This is a genomic window from Solibacillus sp. FSL W7-1436 (assembly GCF_038007305.1).
Lineage (GTDB): Bacteria > Bacillota > Bacilli > Bacillales_A > Planococcaceae > Solibacillus.
Map to the genome: position 1 here is coordinate 2677137 of NZ_JBBOWV010000001.1, position 22394 is coordinate 2699530.

The following is a 22394-nucleotide window of genomic DNA, read 5'->3' on the forward strand; positions in this document are numbered from 1 at the left end:
TGCTTTAGACTAAATATGAATAAGCGGTGAAAAAATGACAAATCAGCTTTTTACATCAATGAAAATTGCAGAAGGCTTCTTCAATTCAAAATTTGAACCGGAGAAGAACTTTGATTTATGTATTAAAGAAATCACGATCAAAAATTTACCGACTTTAACGGTATATGTGAGCGGTCTCATCAACGGAGACAGCTTGACGGAAATACTGTCCGATTTACAGCGGGACAATGATGATGAAGAAATACTGGATGAACAGGACTATTTTCATGCCCACTTCAACTTCTTCGGGGTAGATTTAGCGTCGTCGATTGATGACTTTATGCTCGGGGTGTTAAGTGGGCGAGTAGGTTTTGTCACGAAAAGCGGTTACTGCTATTTGGCGGAGTTCCGGAATTATCCGGGACGGAATCCGGAAGAACCGGATAATGAAAAAGTTATTCGTGGTTCAAGAGACGGTTTTGCCGAAAATATTATTTTAAATACGGCATTGATTCGTCGGCGGATTCGAAGTGAAAAGCTGCGATTCCATATGCATCACGTAACGACCTATGGCCAGACGGATATCGTTCTTTCGTATATGGATGATCTAGTAAATGAGAAACATTTAAAATGGATTATTGAGCGGCTTGGGCAAATTAAACATGATGGTTTAACGATGAGCGACAAATCGTTGGAGGAGTGGCTGTTTAAGCAAAAATACCATCCGTTGCCGTTTGTGCGCTATACGGAACGGCCTGATATTGTAGCTGCCCATATTTTGGAAGGGCATATTGCGATTATGGTCGATACATCGCCTTCTGTAATGCTTATCCCTGTCACCATGTTCCATTTGCTGCAGCATGCGGAGGAATATCGCCAGGCGCCTTTAGTCGGTACGATGATGCGGTTCCTTCGATTTGGAGCGGTAATTTTAAGCTTTATTTTACTTCCTTTCTGGTATTTACTCGTTACACATCCTGAGTTACTCCCCGATAAGTTAGCGTTTATCGGGATAAATGAAAGTGGAGAAATTCCTATATTCCTGCAAATAATAATTGCGGATATCGGAATTGAATATTTGCGAATTGCAGCGATCCATACACCAACACCATTATCGACCGCAATGGGATTAATCGCCGGTATTATCATCGGACAGATTGCGATCGACGTTGGATTATTTTCAAGTGAAATTGTATTATATACCGCGATTACCGCAATTTTTACATTTGCCATTCCGAACTACGAACTGAGTATTTCGGTAAAAGTTTTCCGTTTGGTATTATTAAGTGCAACAGCATTATTAGGAATAAACGGTTTCTTTGTTGGGGCGTTCTTGATTTTCACTTATTTATGTTCATTAAAACCGATGAATGTGCCGTATTTATGGCCGCTTGTGCCGTTTTTCCCGAAGGCCTTCGCCCGTGTTGTCATTCGAACACCGATGTCGGAAGATGCACCAAGGCCATTTATCGTGAACGCAAAAAAGCGAAAACGTGTATAAACATGAATTGCATCACTTTGACACCTATGTTAAAGTTCTCATATAATATTTTGTGATTTTTGAGAATATTAGCGAGGATTAGCTTAAGTCAGGGGAGAATACGATGCATTTATATGGAACACAGCAAATTAATGAACTCGGCCATTTAACAATTGGCGGGGTAGATACAATTGAATTGGCAAAACAATACGGGACACCGTTATTCGTTTATGATACAGCGTTAATCCGTAAACGTTCACGCGGCTTTATCGATACATTTGAACAATTAGGCGTAAAAGCGCAAGTTGCCTATGCATCCAAAGCATTCGCCTGTGTTGCGGCATATCAGTTGGCTGCTCAGGAAAACCTTTCGCTGGATGTTGTATCGGGCGGAGAACTTTATACAGCGATTAAAGCTGGATTCCCGGCAGAACGCATTCATTTCCATGGCAATAATAAATCGGTTGCCGAACTTGAATTGGCGTTTGAAACAGGAATCGGCTGTATCGTCGTCGATAACTTTTACGAGATTTCGTTAATTAAAGAAATCGCACAGCAGAAAAATCAGCAAATGAAAATTTTATTGCGTGTGACACCTGGTGTCGAAGCACATACACATGATTTTATTACAACAGGTCGGGCTGATTCCAAATTCGGTTTTGACTTAAATAATGGACAAGCTGATGAGGCATTTAAGCAAGTAGTAAACGATGAACATATCGAACTATTAGGTTTACATTGCCACATCGGCTCTCAAATTTTTGAAACAGAAGGCTTTAGTCTGGCGGCGGGCAAAGTTATGCAAAAAATGGGTGCATGGAAAGAACAGCACGGTTTTGCAGCACAAGTACTGAATCTTGGCGGCGGCTTCGGAATCCGTTATACAGAAGAGGACAAGCCTTTAGAGCCTCATGAATATGTTGCGGACATGATTCGAACAGTGCAGGATGAAAGTAAAAAACTTAACTTGGCAATGCCGGAAATCTGGATTGAGCCAGGCCGTTCTTTAGTTGGAGATGCTGGTACATCACTGTACACGATCGGCTCCCAGAAAACAGTACCAAATGTGCGTGAATATATTGCTGTTGATGGCGGGATGAGCGATAATATCCGCCCGGCACTTTACGATGCAAAATATGAAGCGATTATTGCCAATAAAGCCAATGATCCAAAAACAAGTACATACACTGTTGCAGGTAAGCTATGTGAGTCAGGAGATAAGCTGATCATTGATGCGTCATTACAAAATGCACATACCGGTGATATTTTGGCGATGTTCTGTACAGGCGCATACGGATATTCGATGGCATCAAACTATAACCGGGTTCCAAGACCGGCCGTTGTGTTCGTTGAAAATGGAGAGCACCAATTAGCGATTAAACGTGAAAGCTATGAAGATTTAGTGGTAAATGATTTGCCGTTAACATTTGCAAAGGGTGAATAGCTATTGAAATTATCCAGGCAAGCTAAATGGGGTATCGGTCTATTAATTGGAATTATGATTTGGTCGCTCTTGTTCATTTACATTATTAGTCCGCTAATTTACAAATTTTCAAACTGAACGTTGGAAAATTGTGTTATTGCATTTCGGTCGATCTTTTGATAGGATGTGCAATGGTAGAATTGAGGGAATGTAAAATGTTAGTTCGATATAAAAAAGCACTTGAAAAAATTGCAATGGGATTAATTTCGTTAATGCCACAAGAAAAAGACATTAAACGCTTAATGGAAACCATTCAACAATATGAACAAAAAGAAAACTGGACACTCTTCTTATGGAAAAATGGCGAAGAATATGTTGGGGCTATAGGGATTGCAGAAGAAAATGATACGGCAGTCGTACAGCATATTACAGTCATCCCGTCGTATCGCGGTGAAGGTGTCGCATTAAAAATGTTGCATGAACTGCAGAATATGGGGTATGAACATATTCAAGCGAATGAAGATACAAGTGCATTTGTCCAAAAATGTATACCTATATTAAAAGAAGTCGACTAATTTACTGTCGACTTCTTTTTTTTAATTCTCTCGCTTCCAGTATTTCTGTCCGGTCCCGAAGCATATGTTTATTGAAAATAAAGTGTGGATCCATAAGAGGAACAGACTTTATTCTTTCGTGTACCAATTCTTGCAGCTGCCGATCTGTAATAGGCAGCGGAAAGTGTGCGAATGGTTTGTTTTCATGCATTTTTCGAAGCTGGTTTTCCATATGGAGAAGCAGTTGTCCAACATCGATATACTCGAAAAATTCACTATTATGATTCAGTTCAAAGTTAGCAATGGCTTTCTCCATTATGCGTGCAGCGCCAGTAACATTTGACCGGCGAAAGTGGTACATACCTGTCGCAAGCTGGACATAGCCTACTAACGGATGAAGCTTTTCTTTTGGTGCGATTTCCTTCCAATATTCTTCTAAAACTTCATGGCATTCAAAATAGTCATTATTGCCATTAAAATAAGCGCAATAATCGATAAATAGTGGATGAAACAAAGGATGCATTGTTGTCCCCTTTCCTCTATACTAATTAGATAGGTTCTGCTATATTTTGTTGAATTTTGACGAATAAAGTAACTAGCAAAACGTAAAATTAATCATAGCGTGAATTAGATGCTAATGATAATTTCCGAATAACGATAGGTGGTATTTTATGTCTTACGAAGTGAAGCTAGACGCCTTTAGCGGGCCGCTAGATTTATTATTGCATTTAATTCATCGTTTGGAAATTGATATATATGATATTCCAATGGCGGAATTAACGGAACAGTATATTGATCACATCCATGCGATGCAAACATTGGAACTGAATGAAGCAAGCGAATATTTAGTAATGGCCGCAACCTTATTGGCGATTAAAAGCCGTATGCTCATTCCGATTAATGAAAATGAAATCGATGCAGAAGAGTTCGAAGTAGATGAGGTCGATCCACGGGAAGAGCTTGTTGCACGCTTAATCGAATATAAAAAGTATAAAGAAGCAGCTGTCCAACTTCAGGAATTGGAAACAGAACGTGGCCAAGTGTTCACAAAAGCGCCGGCAGACTTGTCGGAATTTATGCCGGAAGAACAGTTAGCGCTATTTGATCAAAATGTAAATGTTTACGATATGTTAAGTGCCTTCCAAAAACTGATGCGTCGTAAACAATTGAAAAAACCATTGTCAACGCGCATCGCAAGACAGGAAATTTCAGTGAAGGAACAAATGCGTTCCGTTGTAAACATTTTAAAAAATGCAGGCGGAAGAGTGATGTTCTCGCAATTGTTTGAAGCAGAGGATAAACCGATGCTTGTATTGACGTTTTTAACCTTACTGGAATTAATGAAGCGCCAAGTGATTTTTGTCGAACAGCAAAATAACTTCGATGATTTATCCGTATTATTGACAAAGGAGGAAATTGGCGATGAAATCGAACAACTTACTGAGCCGAATTGAGGCACTATTATTCGTAGCTGGTGATGAAGGTATGACCGTTAAACAACTTGCACAATATATAGAAGTGGAACCAATGGATATTGAAGCGGGATTAAGCGAACTTCTGACACATTACCATGAGGATGAAATGCGGGGAATCACATTAAAACAGCTTGCCGGTACATATCAGCTGACAACAAAACCGGAAGTGACCGACACATTGAAAAAATTAATTGAAAACCCGACAAATCAAGTATTAACCGCAGCTTCATTAGAGGTTCTGGCAATTATAGCGTATAAGCAGCCGATCACGCGCGCGGAGGTGGAAGACCTAAGAGGGGTGAAAAGCGAACGCCCGATTGCAACACTCGTATCAAGGGCGCTTGTACAGGAAGTCGGCAGGGCGGAAGGAACAGGACGGGCAATCCTATATGGGACGACAAAAGAGTTCCTGAATTATTTTGGCTTAAAAAACATTAAAGAATTGCCGCCTTTACCTGAAGAAGTCGATCAGGAAGATGATCAGCCGACAGATTTATTTTTAACGAAGTTCCAGGAAACATTTAACCAAAATTAAAGGAGTGGCCTGTTGAAAAAGTGGTTTGTTTCTATTGTTGTATTGTTCGTATTTTTGAGTAGTTCTTCACAAATTCAGGCGGCGTATAATAGCTATGTTGTTATCGATGCGGAAAATGGGCGGACATTAATGGGTGTGAATGAACATGCACGCCTGCCGATAGCCAGCCTGACAAAAATCTGGACGGCCCTGGTTGTTCTGGAAAACAGTGAGCTTACCGATGAAGTGGTGGTTTCGAGGGAAGCCGCGCTAGTGGAAGGTTCATCCATTTATTTACTGGAAAATGAGACATATACGATTGACTACTTGCTTCATGGTTTAATGATGCAATCAGGAAATGACGCTGCTACGGCGCTGGCAGAACATGTTGGCGGATCTGTAGAAGGCTTTGTAAGGCTGATGAACGAGAAGGCCGAGCTTTATCAGTTGAATGAAACAACTTTTACAAATCCTACAGGGCTGCACAATGAAGCCCATCTTTCCTCTGCCTACGACACGGCTAAAATGCTGCAGATTGCAATGATGAATCCTCAGTTCAGAAAAATTGCTTCTACACAAAATTTTTCGGATGGCAGACAGTGGAAAAATAAGCACCGACTGATGCATGAGAAGATAGGAGCCATCGCTGGGAAAACAGGCTATACGAAAGTGGCCGGTCGAACATTGGCAACTTACTTTGAACGGGAAGAAAAATCATTTGTCGTCGTTACGATCAATGAAGGAAATGACTGGAATATCCACCGTAACCTGGCGGATTTCATCGACAACAATTTTGAAAAGCAAACGATTGTGAAAAAAGGGAAATATAATGCGAACGGACTGGCAATCGAGTTGAATGAACCGTTCCAAATGCTGCTGCATAAAAAAGAACGGCCGGATTTTGAACATATCGTGAAAGTGTCAAGGCTGAAAGGTTCGGATCGGGGAGTCTGGCTTTTATACGCAGATGAAGCGCTCGTATCCTCACAGCTCGTTACAGTAAAATAATCTGTAAAGTGAATTGGTTTAACTTCAGGTATGAAGAAAAGTTCCAAGGAGTTCCAAAAAAGGAAGTCAGCTGTCGTCGCATCATGCGACAACGGCTGGCCCACATTTAGGCCTTATAACTAAATCGAGACACAATGACGCGATGACGTAATTGATTAAGTTTGGAAAGTATGACATAATTTTTATTCGTTAAGGATTTATTTTCGCTCGTATTTGTGGATTACAGCAATAATATTTAATAATTAACAGAGCAGTAAATGAAAAGTGCAGATACGAATGCTGAAGAAGTATGCGTCTTTGCAGTTTATCAATCAATGAGGTGAACTTATGGAAAGATTACAAAAAGTGATTGCCTATGCAGGCGTTGCATCACGACGTAAAGCAGAGCAATTGATCGTAGAAGGTAAAGTAAAAGTAAATGGAGTCGTAGTTAAAGAGCTTGGTACAAAAGTATCCAACTCGGACACGATTGAAGTAGAAGGCGTAAAACTTGAAAAAGAAGATAAAGTATATTTCCTGCTATATAAACCACGTGCCTATATTTCGGCAGTTACTGATGATAAAGGTCGAAAAACAGTAACGGATATTTTTAAAAAGCATGTCCATCAGCGAATTTTTCCGGTAGGTCGTTTAGATTATGATACGACAGGATTACTGTTATTAACGAATGACGGCGAGTTTTCAAACTTGATGACACATCCGAAATTCAAAATCGACAAAACGTATATTGCGCGTGTTAAAGGGATTCCAACAAAACAAGGTTTAATGAAACTGCAAAATGGAATTAAGCTGGAAGACGGAAAAACAGCCCCGGCAAAAGTAAGCATGACAAGCTTTGATGAGAATGCCGGTAAAGCGATTTGTGAGATTACGATCCATGAAGGGCGAAATCGTCAAGTTCGCCGTATGTTCGAAGCAATCGGTACACCTGTCGTGAAACTAAAACGCGAGCGCTTTGCATTTTTGGATCTAACAGGACTTAGCCCGGGCGAATACCGTCAGCTGACAAAACATGAAGTAAAACTACTGCGTGTATTAGCTGAAACAGGGAAAATCGATTTTAACAGTTAATTGGTTAAGATATTCTAAACCATTGTGAAAGAAAAGAATTTAATTTTTGTAATAATTTGCTATAATAGGCAACAGTAGTTGCTGAAGTGGAAGGGGGTTTTTTATTTGGAAAAAAAGAAACAACGTTCTGTGACTCGCGGTATCATTTTAACCATTTTAGCAATCGCAATCGGATATACAGTTTATGCTGCCGTAACGAAAGATAAGATTAATATTGTACAAGCCGGGGCACAGGCGCCTGATTTTGAAGTAGTAGATTTGCAAGGGAATAAGCATAGATTGAAAGACTACGAGGGAAAGGGTGTCGTACTGAACTTCTGGGGTACATGGTGTGAACCGTGTGAACGTGAATTCCCTGCAATGACTCGTCAATATGCGGCGTTTAAGCACCATGATGTTCAGATTATCGCAGTTAACTTCGCACAGTCAGAATTTGAAGTAAAAAAATATGTGGCTAATATGGGAATGACCTTCCCGGTTGCGATCGATAAAACGAAGAGTGTTTTCACAGCCTATAATATTGGACCCCTGCCTACATCAATTTTCATTAAACCCGACGGTACAATAGACCGTATTATTACTGGAGAAATGACCGAAGGAGAAATTGTGCAATATATGGAGTCAATAAAGCCGGAATAGGAGTTTTTACGCAATGAATAAACTACTTTGTGAATGCGGGCATGAAAATCCTGAAGGTACAACACTCTGCCAAAAATGCGGTTCTCCATTATCCGCAGAGGAAAAAAACAAAAAAATTGCAGATATGCGGTACGAAGGGTCGGCCATACGTTCAAAAACTTATAATAAGTCAATTATTGATAAGATTTGGAATTTTTTCTCAAGTGTTAAAGTCGGAATTACGCTCATTATTATCAATTTAATAGCAGCATCAATTGGTACAATCCTCCCTCAGGAGTTCTACATAAGCGTAGCGACAGACGCGGAAAAGGAAAAGTACTATTCAGATGTTTATGGATGGTTCGGTGAAATATACTACGCGTTAGGTTTATCGGATCTTTATTCATCCCTATGGTTCCAATTACTTGTATTAATGTTAGGTGTGTCCATTATTATTGCAAGTATTGATAGAGGTATTCCATTACATAAATCTTTAAAAAATCAGCGGGTCAAACGACATATAAACTTTATGAAGCGTCAGCGAATTATTGGTGAAGGAAAACCAACTGAAACGTCTGAACAAACGCTTCAGCTCGTTGAACAGTCTTTAAAAAAATTAAAATACAACGTCCGACGCGAAGATAATTCCATTTTAGCGGAACGCGGACGGTTTTCACGCTATGGTGCCTACGTAAACCATGTCGGATTGATCGTCTTTATAATCGGAGTCATGCTCCATTTAGTACCGGGCATGTACGTGGATGAATCGATGTGGCTTCGTGAAGGTGAAACACGTGCCGTACCGGGAATGGACGGGTACTTCCTGAAGAACGATAAATTTATTCTGGAAACATACGACAATGTTCCGCAAGGCGAACAGATCAAACAAGGGGTCAATGTAGTCGCAAAGAATTTCCAGACGGACGTGACCTTGTATAAACAGAAAGAAAACAGCGTACCCGGACAGGCAGATAACCTGGAAGAAGTGAAACAGTACGGAATTCAGGTAAACCATCCGCTTAAACATGAGGGGTATGCATTTTACCAGATGGATTTCCGTTTAAATGAAATTAAAACAATGGTATTTGATTTAACGAATAAGGAAACGGAACAATCGCTTGGCCAAATAAGCATTGATCTAACGAACCCGCAGGAAGTGTATACGCTCGAAAATGGTGCACAAGTCGAATTAATGGGTTTTTATCCTGACTTTTCAGGTTTTAAGGAAGGGGTACCGCAAACTGCGACCCAAACACCGAACAATCCGGCATTTATTTTCAAAATGATCACCCCTGAAACACCGGAAGGAGAGACAAGCTTTGTCGCGATCCAGCAAACACTGGAGCCTGAAGGTGACAATATGTATAAAATGAAGTTCGCGAATGTGGAAACACGCCATATGTCGGGTTTAACGATCCGTTATGACCGGACAATCCCTATATTAATCGTAGGGGGAATTATCTTTATGATCGGTGTGGCAATCGGTTCCTATTGGAATCATCGCCGTATATGGGTTGAACAGCTGTCGGATGGAACGGTTCGCTTGGCAGCACATACGAATAAAAACTGGTTTAGTATGAAAAAAGATTTAGATGCATTAACGAAGCATGCTCATTTACCGCAATACGTAGATCAACAGGAACTAGAAAACAATGAACATGTTGAAACAGAAAAGGATGGTAAAACCTTATGAGTTTAATCGATTTAAGCGGTTATTTACTGTACGCTGCATTCATTTCTTACTTAGTAGGTACATTTTTATTTGCAGGCGCAATTAAAGTGAAAAATGACACAGCAGCAGCACGGGCAGATAAATACGGTAAAATTGCCCTTGTAGTTACAATTATCGGCTTTGTTGCACAGTTGGGTTATTTCATTACGCGCTGGATGTATACAGGACATGCACCGGTTAGTAATATGTTCGAATTTACTACGGCATTCGGTATGTTCATCGTACTATCGTTTATCGTCATTTACATTACGTATAAAGTTGCGGCATTAGGTGTTGTTGCTTTACCAATTGCATTATTGATCATTGCCTATGCCTCTATGTTCCCGACAGAGGTAAGTCCTTTAGTCCCTTCGCTGCAAAGTCATTGGCTGACAATTCATGTTACAACTGCAGCATTGGGCCAGTCGATTTTTGGAATCAGTGCAGTAGCCGGACTTATTTACCTGCTGAGAAATGTAAATATGAACGAGCGCTCTAAAGAAAGTTTTTGGCTGGAAACAGTTATGTTCTGCTGTGTACTGGTTGTAGGGTTTGTTGCGGCAACGGTGACATTCAATGCGATGGATTATGAAGCGAAGTATGAATATGTTGATACATTGGATCAGGTCAGTACTTCTACCTATTTGATGCCGGCTATTTTTGGGATGAATGAATATGTGGAACTTTCTGAAGACCGTATGACACCGTTATTCGAGCTGCCGGCACTGATTGACGCACGGAAACTGACAACTGTTTTCTGGTCTGTTTTATTCGGCACAATCATTTATCTGCTGATACGACTGATCTTTAGAAGAAAGATAGCGACAATGTTCCAGCCATTAGTGAAAAGGGTCAACTCGACACTGATGGACGAAATTGCCTACCGCTCGATCCTTATTGCTTTTCCGATCTTTACATTAGGCGCGCTAATTTTTGCGATGATCTGGGCACAGGAGGCATGGGGCCGATTTTGGGGCTGGGATCCGAAAGAAGTATGGGCACTTATTACATGGCTTTTCTATGCGGCCTTTTTACACCTTCGCCTGTCGAAAGGCTGGGAAGGAAGGAAGAGTGCATGGCTTACGGTAATTGGTTTCCTTATTATTTTGTTCAATTTAGTCGTTGTTAATCTAGTTATTGCGGGATTACACTCTTACGCATAAGGTGACAGGAATTTACTTTTTATACTATTATTAAAACAATTTCGCTAGTTTCCAATTCTATGCAAAATAATTAATAAACTGTCATAAAGTTAGAAAAGTTCAATCGGAATGATTGGGCTTTTCTTTTCAATCGTTCACTAAAAAGGTACAATAGAGAAGAGAAATAGAGTTTTTGAAAGGGGCAACATCAGTGTCTGAAAATATTTCTGTGTTAATTGTGGATGACGAGGATCGAATTCGTCGTTTGTTAAAAATGTATTTAGAGCGTGAAGGCTATTTAGTAGAAGAAGCGGAAAATGGAGAACAAGCACTTTCGATGGCACTTGAAAAAGATTATCATTGTATTTTGTTGGATATTATGATGCCTGAAAAAGATGGTTTGGAAGTTTGTGCTGAACTGCGCGAAAAGAAAACAACGCCTATTATATTGTTGACGGCAAAAGGTGAAGAAGCTAACCGTGTACAAGGTTTTGAGCTTGGTGCGGATGATTATATCGTGAAACCATTTAGTCCGCGGGAAGTCGTATTACGTGTAAAAGCAATATTACGACGTTCAGCAGTATTTTCACCTGTTTCAAATGCTTCATCATCTAAAGATTTAGTTGTATTCCCGCATTTAACAATCGACCATGATGCGCATCGTGTAACAGCAGATGGAACGGAAGTAAATTTAACACCGAAAGAATACGAATTATTATACTTTTTGGCGAAGTCACCCGATAAAGTATTCGACCGTGAACAATTATTAAAAGAAGTTTGGCATTATGATTTCTTTGGTGATCTGCGCACAGTCGATACACATGTTAAGCGCCTGCGTGAAAAGCTGAACCGTGTCTCCGAAGATGCAGCGAAAATGATCGTAACGGTTTGGGGAGTAGGCTATAAATTCGAGGTTGTAAATGATTAGAATAGCAACAAGTATTGTCGGGAAGCTATGGGTAACCATTTTGCTTCTCGTTTCATTTGTCCTGTTTATTTTCACAATTTTCATGTTGGAGTTTCTTGAAAACTATCATAACGAACAGTCCGAGGCTTCATTAAGACAAACAGCTGCAGCGATTGCAAGCATCATCGATGAAGAAGAAATCGATGATAAGCAGTTTGCGATCATTTCGGAATTGTTGACGGAAACGACAAACGTACTAATCGCCAAAAGTTCAGATGAAATACTGTATGCAAGACAAGAAGGCATCAATAAAGAAGAAATTCAGAAAAAAATTGTAAGCAGTAAAGCGTTTGAAGAAGTATATGCATCATCGGAACCGATCGTAAAGGAACTGACGCTGCCTTCGAACCGGGAAGAAGCGAGCAACTCCGACTATATTGTATTAGGTTTCCCGCTGAAAAGTGTTGAAGATTTACATGGGGCCGTCTTTATATACAAAAATCCCGATGCTTTACACCAGACTAGTAATGAAACAACTAAAATTGTTGTTTTAGCAGCTGCTATTGCATTTATACTGACGACAATTTTTGCTTTTTTCCTTTCTTCTAAAATAACACTTCCATTGCGTAAAATGAGAGAGCATGCATTCGAATTGGCAAAGGGCCGTTTTGATTCGAAAATTGAAACAAAGCAAAATGATGAAATTGGTCAGCTTGCCGTTGCGTTCAATCAGATGGGCCGTCAATTGAAGCATCATTTAGAAGTGATCAATCAGGAGAAAGAACAATTATCAAGTATTTTAACATCGATGACTGATTCCGTTATTACATTTAATCGCGATAAAACGATTTTAGTAAGCAATCCTCCTGCTGAACGGCTACTGCAAAAATGGTTCGTCGAAAACGGCTTGGACAGCTCAAAGCCGATACCGGATGAACTGTATCAAATGCTTGATCATGTACTGAGTTTCGAGGATCAGCTGGACGAAGAGTTTGAAATGGGCAAATCCTATTACAGTATAACGATCAGTCCTCTCTACAGCAGGGATTCCATTCGTGGTGCAGTCGCTGTTATACGCGATAAAACCGAAGAAACGAAACTGGAAAAACTGAAATCGGATTTCATCGCCAATGTATCACATGAGCTCCGTACACCAATCGCGATGCTCCAAGGCTATTCTGAAGCGATTATTGACGGGGTAGTAACGACAGAGGAAGAACGTATCGATATGATCCGGGTAATATACGATGAATCACAGCGTATGAGCCGTCTCGTAACGGATCTGCTTGACCTGGCGCGGATGGAATCGGGACATATGAGTCTGTATAAGGAAGATGTGCCATTGGTTGCGGTAATTGAACGAATGACCCATAAGTTTGACCAGACAGCGAAAGAAAAGCATGTGCACCTGCGGATTGAAACGGACTTTTCGGATAAAACGCTTATTTCGATTGATGAGGACCGCATCGAACAAGTATTAACGAACTTGATCGACAATGCGATTCGCCATACACCTGCGGATGGATCAGTAACGGTTTCAATGGTTAATGAGCAAAACTATGCGAAAATTCAAATCAAGGATACAGGGCAGGGCATTCCGCAAGATGATTTGCCGTATGTATTTGAACGATTCTACAAAGCAGATAAAGCCCGTACACGATCGAAAGGCGGAACAGGCTTAGGTTTGGCCATTACGAAAAACATTGTGGAAGCACATAACGGCAGAATCTCTGTTGATAGTGTCGAACAGCAAGGAACAATCTTTACTTTTTACTTGCCATTCTCTTAATTATATTGGGGTAATGGAATTATGAAGTTTGAAAAAAGTTTATCATTTTGAATCGTTCAAAGTGATAAACTTTTCTTTTTAATGAACCAGTTCGTTCGTAACGGATGATTAGTGTAACTTTTTTGTTTCGAAAACGACAAATTACGTGAATGGAGGTGGGATGGGTGCAGCAATCCATTTTCCATCGATTATACGATACGTATCATCAGGATGTTTTTAATTTCTTATTTTACTTAGTGAAAAATCGTACCGCAGCCGAGGATCTTGCCCACGAAGTGTACGTTCGTGTATTAAAATCATACGACCGGTTCGAAGGGAAAAGTTCTGAAAAAACTTGGCTGTTCTCTATAGCGAAAAATGTGGCGATCGACTATTTCAGAAAAAAACAGGTTCGGGATAAACATGCATTTACAGCATTTGACTGGGAGACAGAGCAACTCGTAAGCCCAGTCCCTTCACCGGAACAATTTACCGAATTAAATGATCAGCTCCATCAATTGCTCGTTGCGTTGGAAGAGTGTTCGGGTGATCAGAAAATGGTCATTATTATGCGGTTTATTCAGGAACTTTCAATTCAGGAAACAGCGGAGATATTAGGATGGACGACCGGAAAAGTGAAAACGACACAGCACCGTGCTTTAAAGAATCTGCGGCTGCTATTGGAAGCGCAAGAAGGAAGGGAGGCGAATCCATTATGAAAAAGGAGCAATGGGATGAAAAAGAGATTGAACTTTTTCTGAAAAAAGCACCGAAAGTAACCGATCATCGTTCGAAAGATGAAGTATTCAATCGATTAATGGATGAAGGAACTTTTAATGAAGATCCGCCTCAAATACAGCAAAACAGTCAAAAAGGCATACGCTGGGCACCATTATTCGTTTCGATCGCATCAATATTTATTATTGTTTTAATCAGTGCGCAGTTCATAGGGAATAATGAATCGGTCACAATGCAGAATGAAACATTTGATCTTGCCACTCCGGAATCGGAAGAGAATATGACGATGAGTGCGAAAGAAGATGCTTCAGCGCAAAATGAACGCTCCATGATCAATAGTTTCTCGACGGAAGCACAGCCGGAGCAAACATTGGTTTATGAAAGCGAGCTGGAGGACAACACATTATTTGCGATTGGCCTTGCAGGGGATGATGCGGAAAGTGTACCTGTAAGCATATTGATTCCAAATGAAATTGTTGCCGAAAAAACGGGTACAGAAAATCCGACGAAGCTGGAACTTTATAACACATTCAGTCCGCTGCTTGACGAACAGTCTCTCGGATTTAATGAATATCATCCTTACAAAGGTGAATTGCATGAGGAAGGGAACAGGCTTGTTCATACACTGCCGGAGGATCACCAGTATGATGCGGGAACAGCTTCCTTATCAAATTACCTCGGTTCCCTTGTCGATACTTTCAGCGATGCATATATGGACGTGCAAATTGAAAACAAGGCCGGAAAGCCGATTTACTTTGACCATGTCGGCGATGTGGATGAACCGTTTCTCTTAAACGATGAGAACGCGCAATATAATTATTTTATGTATCAGATGCGGGATGGGGCGGTCTATTTAAGTCCGAATTTCCGAATGAGCTTTAAAGATGTGCAGGAAGCAGTCAAAAATATGACGGTGGAAGCGAATGATATATACAGAACAGTTATATTGCCGGGTGTCTATTTAAAAGTTGAAGACGCTGAGTCGATCGTTACGATTACATTTGAAGAACCTTTAAACTTGGAGGATTATGAACCTGCCCAAGCAATGCGAATGATTGAAGGGCTGATAATGACAGCGGCAAGTTTCGAAAAACAGGTTCAATTTGAAAATATTGTTCAGGAACAATGGGGCGGTTTTGACTTCACTAAACCAGTAGAGAAGCCGGTTGCGGCAAACCGGATCCACTATGAATTTCAATAATTCAAATAATTTTACTAGGAATTGTAAGCAATGGGCTTTACAATTCCTTTTTTTTATATATAATAATAGTTATAGCAAGGTAATTGCTACATAATTTCATATTGATTCATCTTCGGGGCAGGGTGTAACTCCCGACCGGCGGTAATTAAAGTTATAACTTCTGACCATTTACTTGGAGGATGTTATGTCGAACTTTTCGAGCCCGCGAGCCACTTTTTGTGTGCAGGATTTGGTGCGATTCCAAAGCCGACAGTATAGTCTGGATGGGAGAAGGTGAAGGTACGGTCGTCATTTTTTGAAAATGCCGTGCTTTGCAGTACTTATTTTGAAATTCCTTATTTGTTAACGGAATATCTTTCGGTTACAAAAATCAGGAATAGCTGCAAATGCACAGATAGACCCTTTATTTAAGTGTGCCTATTTCTCCCTTATGCTCTATTTTAGCATAGGGGTTTTTTCATGAAATGATTTGATACGTCCTTTCTTCTTGCGAGATGGAATCAGCAAAGAGGAGAGATTTATATGCAAAAAAGAAGTTTGAAGTTACGAACATTCGTAACGATCGCAATGCTGAGTGGGGTTTCATTTGTACTGATGTTGTTAAACTTCCCACTACCATGGTTCCCGGTATTTTTACAAATTGATTTCAGTGATGTGCCAGCATTGATTGCGGCAATTACGATGGGACCTGTTGCGGGTATCCTGGTTGAATTGGTTAAAAATGTGCTTGACTGGATTTACACAGGGGCTCCTGAAGGAATTCCGGTAGGACATATGGCTAACTTCGCTACAGGTGTATTATTCATTTTACCGGCTTACTATATTTATAGAAAATTCCCTTCTGCAAAAGGGTTAATGACAGGCTTGGTTGTATCAACAGTTGTAATGTCACTTGGAATGGCGGCATTAAACTACGTGGCGTTCTTACCGCTGTACACGTATTTACTAGGCTTCGAATATAATATGTACGAAACGATCGTGTTGGGTATTTTACCGTTTAATATTGTTAAAGGGATTATGATGTTTGTTGTTGTGACGATGCTTTACCGTACAATGCGTGTTTGGATTGAAAATCAGCGCAGACAATATTCCGCTTAAATTAAATAATAAATGATGGAGCGATGTCATAAAAGTGATAACTTTATGACATCGCTCCTTTTATATTTACTATTACTATTGTCATTCTGTTATAGTGCTGATATGATATTGTACATTGTTAAGAAAATTTGGACGTTTCATTATAACACCATGAAATGACATCTTAGGAGAGAATATGATGGACAAGAAAATACCATTTTCAACCTATGCAGTGATCGGAACGATGCTGTTTGGGATGTTTTTTGGAGCAGGAAATTTAATATTTCCGATTCAGATGGGGCAATTGGCAGGGACGAACTATTGGTTTGCGCTAATTGGCTTTTTAGTTACGGCAATTGGTTTGCCGTTTTTAGGAATTCTGGCAATCGGATTGTCGGGTAGTAATGGATTGCGTGATTTGGCAAGTAAAGTACATCCAATGTTTGGTTTGTTTTTTGCATTGGCGCTTTACTTGACGATCGGACCATTTTTTGCAATCCCGCGTACAGCAACAGTACCGTTTGTTGTTGGATTTGAACCGTTTATCGATCCTTCGCAGACGACATTGTGGCTTGCGGTGTTCAGTTTTATATTCTTCGCGGTTGTTTTTTACTTTTCGTTAAATCCGGCGAAAATAATGGACATTATCGGCAAGTACCTAACGCCGGCATTTTTAATCTTTTTATTTGTATTAATCGGAATTAGTCTGTTTTCTCCGATGGGGAAATTCGTTGAACCTGCCGGAACCTATATTAGCGAGTCGTTTATGACAGGTTTTAAAGAAGGCTATAATACGATGGATGCGCTTGCTTCTCTTGCGTTCGGTATTGTTGTCATCAATGCGATAAAGCGGACGGGGATTACAGATAAGAAGGAAATTGCAAAAGCGACTTGGAAATCAGGTATTTTTGCAATGGCACTGATGATGCTGATATACGGGCTGATTGCTTATATGGGGGCATCAAGTGTAACGGCAATAGGAACATTTGATAATGGAGGACAAATTTTTGCTGCAGTAGCTGATCATTACTTCGGTTCATACGGCGCAATTTTGTTGGCGATTATTATTGTCCTTGCCTGTTTGAAAACGAGTATCGGGCTCATCACTTCATGCAGTGAATTTTTCCATGAAGTGTTTCCGAAAGTCAGTTATAAAACATTTGTAGTGGCGCTATGTGTTGTATCGTTTATCATTGCGAACTTTGGGTTAACGAATATTATTACATATGCAATTCCAGTATTGATGTTCCTTTACCCGCTGGCAATTGTGTTAATTATACTGGCGCTTGCAGGACCGCTATTTAACTACAAAAAGCCTGTATTTGCGGGGGCAATTTTACTCGTATTCTTTATTAGTATAATTGATGGGTATAATGCGTTGATCGGAAGTGTACCGGCATTTGAAGTGGGTATGCTGTCTTCTATTTCTACGTTTTACGCCGATTACTTACCGCTATACTCCATTGGTCTAGGCTGGATTGTTCCGGCGGTAGTAGGAGCGGTTATCGGATTATGTATACCGCATCACAGCAGTGAGGTAAATACGAATTAAAAAAATGGTTGTGTGAAAGGAAAAATTTCCTTTCACACAACCATTTTTCTGTTTTAGTGGATATTCTGCTTTTTGAAGCTTCCACCTTTAACCTCAACTACTTCATATACTGTCACAAAGGCATTCGGATCGATTTCCCGAATAATACCTTTAATTTTGCTTTCTTCCATCCGGTTAATTACACATGTGATTTCCTGGAATTCCTGATGGGAATAAGCACCGTGTACAGTACTGAAAGTTGCGCTACGTCCCAGACGGTCCCGGATGGTTTCGACCATTGTAAGCGGATCTTTTGTAATAATTTTATAAGTTTTGGAACCACTAAGTCCTTCTTCAACAATTATAATAACTTTTGATGCGATATAATAAGCGATCGCTGATAGAAGAGCCCCTTTGAAGCCGAATACAAACGATACAATGATGAAAACGAAAAAGTTTAAAAATAGAATGAGATCACTTGTACCAAAAGGTAATTTTCTCGATAGTAATACGGCAAGCATGTCTATTCCATCAAGAGCCCCACCATTACGAAGGGCTAACCCCATACCGACACCTAAGATGATCCCCCCAACAACTGTAATAAGCAATGCATCGCCAGAAATAATAGTTGGTACATGGTGCATAAGTGAAGTACCGATTGCTAATGAAGCAATTCCGATAACTGAATTGATTGCGAAGGTTTTTCCGATTTGTTTATATCCTAAATAAATAAACGGGATGTTCAATAAGGCGATCAGCATGCCTAATGATAGTGGCGTTATTTGAGAAATAACGATACTGATCCCCGTGATTCCGCCATCCGATACGTTATTAGGTATTAATACAGCTTCTAATCCGTAAGCGGCGATTAAACCTCCGATAATAACGATGATTTTTTGTCCGATTGACTTTGCGATGTTTTGCTTCGCCATAAAAAATTCCCCCTAAACTTGCATGGTAATAATTATACATCAATTTGGGCCGGGTGACTTTTCAACGAGTAAATTAACCAATTTTTTTGCAGAAAAAATGAAATTAAATCATGTAGTAATTTCTGGTAGTAAAATTTTACGTCATCTTATTATGAGATATGTCCAGAAAGATAACATCGGTTAAAAAAACCATTTAAGGAAATGTTCGAATTATGCGATTAAATCGTTCTAAAAATCATATGTTAGTTTTTATAACATTAGATTGACAGTGGATGTTACATTGGTTTAAAGTAAATGGTAAGAAGAGGGAGGCGAGATAATGAGTCGAGAATTTCGAAGAGCGATGCCGTTACTACCCATTAGCATGGTAATGCAATTGACTGAATTAACGGCCAGACAAATTCGTTATTATGAAGAACATGAATTAATCGTCCCTGCCAGATCAGAAGGGAATCGAAGAATGTTTTCTCTTGATGATATTGATGCATTGCTGGAAATAAGGGAGTTACTCGACCAGGGCATTAATATGGCGGGTGTGAAAAAGGTATTTGCAATGAGATCGAAAGAGTATGTAAAGAAACCTGACGTAGTACGCGTGACAGATACAGAATTGCGGACGATATTGCGTGAAGAAATGCTGCAGGCACAGCGCATGCAAAAGACGTCACTACGTCAAGGCGATTTATCGCGTTTCTTTCAATATAAAACTGAGTAGGACCAACTAAAAAGGAGAGTGTTGAAGTATGGCAAATGTAATGGTGAATGGAACAAGCAAAGCGACAAAAGAAAGCATTAAAAAAATTGTGGCAGATAAAAATGTAAAATTTATTCGTCTGCAATTTACTGATATTTTAGGAACTATCAAAAACGTTGAAATTCCCGTAAGTCAGTTAGATAAAGCGCTGGATAACAAAATGATGTTTGACGGTTCTTCAATTGAAGGTTTCGTGCGTATTGAAGAATCTGACATGTATCTGCGTCCGGATTTAGATACATTCATGATTTTCCCATGGACTGCAGAAAAAGGGAAAGTTGCCCGATTGATCTGTGACATCGCACGTCCGGATGGCTCTCCTTTTGAAGGGGATCCCCGTTCAAACTTAAAAAGAATGCTGAAAGAAATGGAAGACTTAGGTTTCACAAGCTTTAACTTAGGACCTGAGCCGGAATTCTTCTTATTTAAATTAGATGAAAAAGGCAATCCGACGTTAGAATTAAATGATGATGGTGGCTACTTCGACTTGGCACCGACAGATTTAGGGGAAAACTGCCGTCGCGATATCGTATTGGAGCTTGAGGAAATGGGCTTCGAAATTGAAGCGTCACACCATGAAGTAGCGCCGGGTCAACATGAAATTGACTTCAAATATGCCAACGCGGTAGAAGCGTGCGATAATATTCAAACGTTCAAGTTAGTTGTAAAAACAATTGCGCGTAAACATGGCTTACATGCGACATTTATGCCAAAACCATTATTCGGTGTGAACGGTTCAGGAATGCACTTCAACTTATCTTTATTCCAAGGCAGCAAAAATGCATTCTGGGATGAAGGGGAAGACTTGCAGTTATCAAAAACGGCAAAACATTTCTTAGCAGGCGTATTAAAACACGTTCAAGGATTTACAGCGGTGACAAATCCGACGATCAACTCATACAAACGTTTAGTGCCAGGCTATGAAGCACCTTGTTATGTGGCGTGGTCACCTAAAAACCGTTCACCATTAGTACGTATTCCGGAATCTCGTGGTCTATCAACACGTATCGAATTACGTTCGGTTGACCCATCTGCAAACCCGTACTTAGCAATGGCTGTAATTTTGGCAGCAGGACTGGATGGCGTGAAAAATGAAATCGAGCCACCAGCACCGGTTGACCGTAACATTTATGTGATGAATGCTGAAGAACGTGCAGCTTACGGTATTGCAAGTTTACCAGGTTCATTGGATGCAGCATTAGCTACTTTAGCGAAAGATGAAGTAATCATCGATGCGTTAGGTGAACATATTTATGCAAACTTCAAAGAAGCAAAAGAAGTGGAGTTTGATATGTTCCGCACATCTGTACACCAGTGGGAACGCGACCAATATATGAAGATGTACTAAGAGAAAAGCGTTGGGGCTGTTGGCTCCAACGTTTTTTTCGATATATAGTGATCTTTATTTCATCCGAATGTTGTACAGTTTTTTCCTTCCTTTCCTTCTAAAATGAAAGAAGGAGGGGATGTATTTGAAACAGTGGACAGAAACATTACTTATAGCGCAATTTCGTATCGCACGGCCGACAGATCAAATAGAACAGATTGAACGCTTTTATTGTGAAGGGGTTGGTCTTAAAAAGCTTGGCGGCTTTAAAGGGCATCGGGGATATACTGGTATTATGATTGGCTTGCCGGATGCATCGTATCATCTGGAATTTACTGAACATATTAACGGAAGTCCATGTCCGGCACCAACGGAAGATAATTTGCTCGTGTTTTATATGCCGGATGCCGAACAAATTCAAGCAGTAAAGTCTCGACTTGCCAGTATGGGATACCATGAGGTGCCTCCGGAAAACCCGTATTGGGAAGATAGAGGTGTGACGATTGCTGACCCCGACGGCTGGCGTATCGTATTGATGAACACAGAGGGGATTTAATAAGTGGCAAACTATATAGGAACAAAACCTGCGCTATTTTCATATTACGGGGACGTGTCATTAAATTAATGGATAAAAAGAAAGCGTTGGGGCTGTATGCTCCAACGCTTTACATAAATAAAACATAAATATGGCAGGTCCATGCTACGAACCCGGACAGCATTATTTATGTATTCTCTCTATTTTATGCAGCAGTATCCGAATACTTATTAAGTAAATCATCCAATTCTTGGCTGCAATGTACTACTTCAGGGTGTGTGAATCCGAGGTCATTTGCTTTTTTGTACATGTCTTTTCTTTTAGATTCAATTCTTATTCTCAATCTTAGCCTAAATATTTTTTTGAAAAATAAAAATCTCATTGCTAAATTTGAATTCCTTTCTGAAGTATTACGCCGTTTTACTATTTTCGAGTTTAACAAAACAGCGCCTATTCATCGTAACCTATTAAATAACAATAACCTGTCGAATCGTGGTAGAAATAAAAAGTTCATAAATTTGTAAAAAATAGGTACATTATACAAAAATAATTTTATCTCAACTTGACTTCAATTATGAAAAGGAATAGTTAAAGACAGGTGTTGATGTAAAGGGAGTTATTTTCCTGTAATTTGAAAATTTACCTTTTA

General features: G+C 39.9%; 22 protein-coding genes and 1 riboswitch. Of the genes, 19 read left to right on the plus strand and 3 right to left on the minus strand.

The window, feature by feature from the left end; translation table 11 throughout:
* The first annotated feature begins 34 nt into the window (after positions 1-34).
* The 3 genes from MKX73_RS13125 (at position 35) to MKX73_RS13135 (ending at position 3457) form a co-directional block, all read left to right on the plus strand.
* Positions 35-1480: a spore germination protein gene (locus tag MKX73_RS13125; RefSeq protein ID WP_340717826.1), complete on the plus strand. Its 1446-nt coding sequence runs from the start codon at positions 35-37 to the stop codon at positions 1478-1480.
* 103 nt (positions 1481-1583) lie between these two features.
* A complete protein-coding gene (gene lysA, locus MKX73_RS13130; RefSeq protein ID WP_340717827.1) occupies positions 1584-2903 on the plus strand; it encodes a diaminopimelate decarboxylase in 1320 nt (439 codons plus the stop codon).
* Positions 2904-3097: 194 nt separating this feature from the next.
* On the plus strand, positions 3098-3457 hold the full coding sequence (locus MKX73_RS13135) for a GNAT family N-acetyltransferase (RefSeq protein ID WP_340717828.1): 360 nt from the start codon (positions 3098-3100) through the stop codon (positions 3455-3457).
* A 1-nt stretch (position 3458) separates the two neighbouring features.
* On the opposite strand, the gene MKX73_RS13140 is transcribed toward MKX73_RS13135, so the two are convergent.
* Positions 3459-3959, minus strand: a complete 501-nt coding sequence (locus MKX73_RS13140) for a DUF309 domain-containing protein (protein ID WP_340717829.1) — start codon at positions 3957-3959, stop codon at positions 3459-3461.
* A 148-nt stretch (positions 3960-4107) separates the two neighbouring features.
* On the opposite strand from MKX73_RS13140, the gene MKX73_RS13145 reads away from it, so the two are divergent.
* From MKX73_RS13145 to brnQ, 13 genes are all read left to right on the plus strand, one after another.
* On the plus strand, positions 4108-4890 hold the full coding sequence (locus MKX73_RS13145) for a segregation/condensation protein A (RefSeq protein WP_340717830.1): 783 nt from the start codon (positions 4108-4110) through the stop codon (positions 4888-4890).
* Positions 4859-5446, plus strand: a complete 588-nt coding sequence (gene scpB, locus MKX73_RS13150; protein ID WP_340717831.1) for an SMC-Scp complex subunit ScpB — start codon at positions 4859-4861, stop codon at positions 5444-5446. The genes MKX73_RS13145 and scpB overlap by 32 nt, the downstream gene beginning before the upstream one ends.
* A 12-nt stretch (positions 5447-5458) precedes the next feature.
* A complete protein-coding gene (locus MKX73_RS13155; RefSeq protein WP_340717832.1) occupies positions 5459-6433 on the plus strand; it encodes a D-alanyl-D-alanine carboxypeptidase family protein in 975 nt (324 codons plus the stop codon).
* Between the two features lie 327 nt (positions 6434-6760).
* The gene (locus MKX73_RS13160) at positions 6761-7504 is read left to right on the plus strand and encodes a pseudouridine synthase (protein ID WP_340717833.1); all 744 of its coding nucleotides are present in this window, start codon (positions 6761-6763) and stop codon (positions 7502-7504) included.
* 105 nt (positions 7505-7609) lie between these two features.
* On the plus strand, positions 7610-8143 hold the full coding sequence (resA, locus tag MKX73_RS13165; RefSeq protein WP_340717834.1) for a thiol-disulfide oxidoreductase ResA: 534 nt from the start codon (positions 7610-7612) through the stop codon (positions 8141-8143).
* Positions 8144-8156: 13 nt separating this feature from the next.
* Complete coding sequence (locus MKX73_RS13170; protein ID WP_340717835.1) at positions 8157-9815, plus strand: cytochrome c biogenesis protein ResB; 1659 nt, start codon at positions 8157-8159, stop codon at positions 9813-9815.
* On the plus strand, positions 9812-10996 hold the full coding sequence (gene ccsB, locus MKX73_RS13175; RefSeq protein ID WP_340717836.1) for a c-type cytochrome biogenesis protein CcsB: 1185 nt from the start codon (positions 9812-9814) through the stop codon (positions 10994-10996). The genes MKX73_RS13170 and ccsB overlap by 4 nt, the downstream gene beginning before the upstream one ends.
* 190 nt (positions 10997-11186) lie before the next feature.
* The gene (locus tag MKX73_RS13180) at positions 11187-11903 is read left to right on the plus strand and encodes a response regulator transcription factor (RefSeq protein ID WP_340717837.1); all 717 of its coding nucleotides are present in this window, start codon (positions 11187-11189) and stop codon (positions 11901-11903) included.
* Entirely contained in the window at positions 11896-13671 is a 1776-nt protein-coding gene (locus MKX73_RS13185) for an ATP-binding protein (RefSeq protein ID WP_340717838.1), read from the plus strand. Before MKX73_RS13180 ends, MKX73_RS13185 begins: the two co-directional genes overlap by 8 nt.
* A gap of 164 nt (positions 13672-13835) precedes the next feature.
* Positions 13836-14369: an RNA polymerase sigma factor SigX gene (locus MKX73_RS13190; protein ID WP_079525770.1), complete on the plus strand. Its 534-nt coding sequence runs from the start codon at positions 13836-13838 to the stop codon at positions 14367-14369.
* The gene (locus tag MKX73_RS13195; protein WP_340717839.1) at positions 14366-15589 is read left to right on the plus strand and encodes a hypothetical protein; all 1224 of its coding nucleotides are present in this window, start codon (positions 14366-14368) and stop codon (positions 15587-15589) included. The genes MKX73_RS13190 and MKX73_RS13195 overlap by 4 nt, the downstream gene beginning before the upstream one ends.
* Before the next feature lie 104 nt (positions 15590-15693).
* Positions 15694-15868: riboswitch (FMN riboswitch) on the plus strand.
* Positions 15869-16111: 243 nt separating this feature from the next.
* The gene (locus MKX73_RS13200; RefSeq protein WP_340717840.1) at positions 16112-16687 is read left to right on the plus strand and encodes an ECF transporter S component; all 576 of its coding nucleotides are present in this window, start codon (positions 16112-16114) and stop codon (positions 16685-16687) included.
* A gap of 178 nt (positions 16688-16865) precedes the next feature.
* Positions 16866-18218, plus strand: coding sequence for a branched-chain amino acid transport system II carrier protein (gene brnQ / locus MKX73_RS13205; RefSeq protein ID WP_340718896.1), 1353 nt, complete (start codon positions 16866-16868; stop codon positions 18216-18218).
* A gap of 53 nt (positions 18219-18271) precedes the next feature.
* Here brnQ and MKX73_RS13210 read toward each other — a convergent pair whose 3' ends face one another.
* Positions 18272-19129: a YitT family protein gene (locus MKX73_RS13210; protein ID WP_340717841.1), complete on the minus strand. Its 858-nt coding sequence runs from the start codon at positions 19127-19129 to the stop codon at positions 18272-18274.
* Positions 19130-19448: 319 nt separating this feature from the next.
* Between MKX73_RS13210 and MKX73_RS13215 the strand changes: the two genes are divergently transcribed.
* The 3 genes from MKX73_RS13215 to MKX73_RS13225 all read left to right on the plus strand — a co-directional run bounded on the left by MKX73_RS13215 (position 19449) and on the right by MKX73_RS13225 (position 21766).
* Positions 19449-19844, plus strand: coding sequence for a MerR family transcriptional regulator (locus tag MKX73_RS13215; protein WP_008408113.1), 396 nt, complete (start codon positions 19449-19451; stop codon positions 19842-19844).
* A 40-nt stretch (positions 19845-19884) separates the two neighbouring features.
* Positions 19885-21231, plus strand: a complete 1347-nt coding sequence (glnA, locus tag MKX73_RS13220) for a type I glutamate--ammonia ligase (RefSeq protein WP_340718897.1) — start codon at positions 19885-19887, stop codon at positions 21229-21231.
* Positions 21232-21349: 118 nt separating this feature from the next.
* Complete coding sequence (locus MKX73_RS13225) at positions 21350-21766, plus strand: VOC family protein (RefSeq protein ID WP_445783314.1); 417 nt, start codon at positions 21350-21352, stop codon at positions 21764-21766.
* Between the two features lie 184 nt (positions 21767-21950).
* On the opposite strand, the gene MKX73_RS13230 is transcribed toward MKX73_RS13225, so the two are convergent.
* Positions 21951-22127: an aspartyl-phosphate phosphatase Spo0E family protein gene (locus MKX73_RS13230; RefSeq protein ID WP_340718898.1), complete on the minus strand. Its 177-nt coding sequence runs from the start codon at positions 22125-22127 to the stop codon at positions 21951-21953.
* Between the last annotated feature and the right edge of the window lie 267 nt (positions 22128-22394).